This window comes from Falsochrobactrum shanghaiense (assembly GCF_003149535.1).
In the GTDB taxonomy this organism is placed as follows: domain Bacteria; phylum Pseudomonadota; class Alphaproteobacteria; order Rhizobiales; family Rhizobiaceae; genus Brucella; species Brucella shanghaiense.
In genome coordinates this window covers 1-2,445 of record NZ_QGDB01000028.1, presented here as the reverse complement: position 1 = coordinate 2,445, position 2,445 = coordinate 1, and the positions used below count along the sequence as shown (strand labels likewise).

The following is a 2,445-nucleotide window of genomic DNA, read 5'->3' as shown; positions in this document are numbered from 1 at the left end:
CCAAACGGGACCCCTTATCGGCGTCCAAAAAGTACCCCTCCTTTAAGTTGCAACGGTTAGCGCGCGCGGCCCTGAAGCTCTCAATTTAGCGCAAGGGCCGCGCGTGCGGATCATTATCGTTCTTCGGCTTTAGCTTTGAGACCGATTTTTGAAGCGCCACGATTCATTTCCCGTTTCAATGATCTCGCAATGATGAGTAAGCCGATCGAGCAGAGCGGCCGTCATTTTTGCGTCGCCGAAGACGGCTGGCCATTCGCCAAACGTCAGGTTTGTGGTGACGATGATTGAGGTGCGCTCGTAGAGCCTGCTGATGAGATGGAAGAGGAGCTGACCGCCGGCCTGGGCGAACGGGAGATAGCCCAATTCATCCATGATGACGAAGTCAAGTCTGGTGATAAAGTCGGCAAGACGGCCCTGCTTACCATTACGCGCCTCCGTCTCAAGACGATTGACGAGATCGACGACGTTATAGAAGCGTCCGCGTGCGCCGTTACGGATCAAGGCGCGGGCAAGTGCGATGGACAGGTGAGATTTTCCAGTGCCAGTTCCGCCGACAAGAACGATGTTGTGCTGCTCAGCAAGGAAAGCTCCGGTTGCGAGGTGGCGCACCAGGCCTTCATTGACCGGGGTGCCGGCAAAGTCAAAGTCGTCAATATCCTTGGCCAGCGGCAGCTTTGCTACGGTGATCTGGTATTTAATCGAGCGCGCCTGTTTCTCGGCGATCTCCGACTGCAATAGCTCGCCGACGATGCGCGGTGGTTCGTGCTGTCGCTTGATGCCAGAGGCCATGATCTCGTCATAAGCACCGCGCATGCCGTAAAGCTTCAATGTGCTCATCATGTCGAAGATTTGGGATCGTTCCATATCAGCTTGCCCTCCTGAGGCTGTCGTAACGCGCGCAATCGGCCAAAGGCTCATGGGTCAGGCGAAGCGCATCGGGGATGGAAAGGATGGCGGTGGGCTGTGGGTCACGTTTGCGAGCCAGAATGTTGATGATCACAGCGGCGGAGAATACGCCCTGATCGAGTGCCTCCTGGCAGGCCACCTCGACCGCAGGAAGACCGTCAATGCCGACACATTCGAGGATCGACACCATCTGCCTGTCCCCGTCATGCATGGCCTTGAGCTTTCGGCGCACATTTTCCATGGAGGCTGGTAAAACCCAGTCATGGAATGGCGCTCCATTCCTTAGCGCTCCCGGCTTGCGTGCCAGGACCGGAACGTAATGCCATGGATTGTAAATCGTCTCGCCACGGCCGAAGCAGCGTTCATGCTGGCCAATCTCGACGCCATTTTGCCGGATGATAATGCGATTGGCATAGGCATGGATCTCGGCCGGACGACCGACCGCACTCGATAGCACCGAATATTTGTTGTTGTCGAAACGCACGAGGCAGGTCTTGTCGATAGAGGCCTGTATGGCGTGGAAGCCATCAAACTTGCCGGGATAGCCGACCAGATGGGGCTTCTCCTCTTCGAACACCTCCCAGATCGTGCGCTCCTTCTGATCGACATGCTTATGGGCGCGCGCGTAGCTGATGCATTTGTCCAGCAGCCAACCGTTCAGCTCATCGTAGGATTTAAAGCGCAGGCGCGGCGTGAAGAAGCGCTCCCGCACCAGATTGACCTGATTCTCGACCTGGCCTTTCTCCCAGCCCGAAGCCGGTGTGCAAGCCACAGGCTCGACCAGGTAATGACTGCACATCTGCTGAAAGCGGCGATTGTATTGCCGCTCCTTGCCGACAAAGACCGTTTCCACCGCTGTCTTCATATTGTCGTAGATACCGCGTGTGCACGCCCCGCCGAAGAAGGCAAAGGCCCGATCATGTGCGTCAAAGACCATTTCCTGCGTCTCGCGTGGATAGGCTCTGACATGCATCATCCGGCTGTGGCAGAGCCGAACATGCGCAACCTTCACCTTTGTCGTCACACCGTTCAGCACAACAATCTCGTGGCTCCAGTCAAACTGGTAGGCTTCGCCCGGTGCGTAGTAGAGGGGAACATAGGCTTCCGCTGTCACGGATCCGCGCTGCTTCGCCCAGGTGCGGGCGTAGCGCCGGACGGTGTCGTAGCCGCCCTCGTAGCCCAGATCGCGCAAATCCTCGAATAGCCGGATCAGCGTCAAACGTTCACGCGATGGCTTGGCTTCATTAGCCAGAAGCATTCCGTCGAGATCATCCCGCCAGGGACCGAGCTTGGGCTGAGGCTGACGGGAACGCTCGTATTTGAACTCCGTCTCTTCACTGCGCAGAACCTTCCGCACAACTTTGCGCGATATGCCAAGCTCTCGGCAGATCGCCTTGATCGATTTACCCTGCACATGGGCAAGGCGACGTATCTTTGAAATCGTCTCCACTACAAGCATCCAAATAGATAACCTCCGATTGAAAACCGAAGATCATGTTACCCTCTAATAAGGGGTCCCGTTTGGATGCCGATAACCCC

General features: G+C 56.6%; 2 protein-coding genes. Both read right to left on the bottom strand.

Annotation, left to right across the window (positions count from 1 at the left end):
• Positions 1–129: 129 nt before the first annotated feature.
• Complete coding sequence (istB, locus tag DKP76_RS18845; RefSeq protein WP_109708176.1) at positions 130–864, bottom strand: IS21-like element helper ATPase IstB; 735 nt, start codon at positions 862–864, stop codon at positions 130–132.
• Between the two features lies 1 nt (position 865).
• Positions 866–2,365 carry an IS21 family transposase gene (istA, locus tag DKP76_RS18840; protein WP_109708175.1) on the bottom strand — a complete coding sequence of 500 codons (1,500 nt, stop codon included), beginning with the start codon at positions 2,363–2,365 and terminating at the stop codon, positions 866–868.
• Between the last annotated feature and the right edge of the window lie 80 nt (positions 2,366–2,445).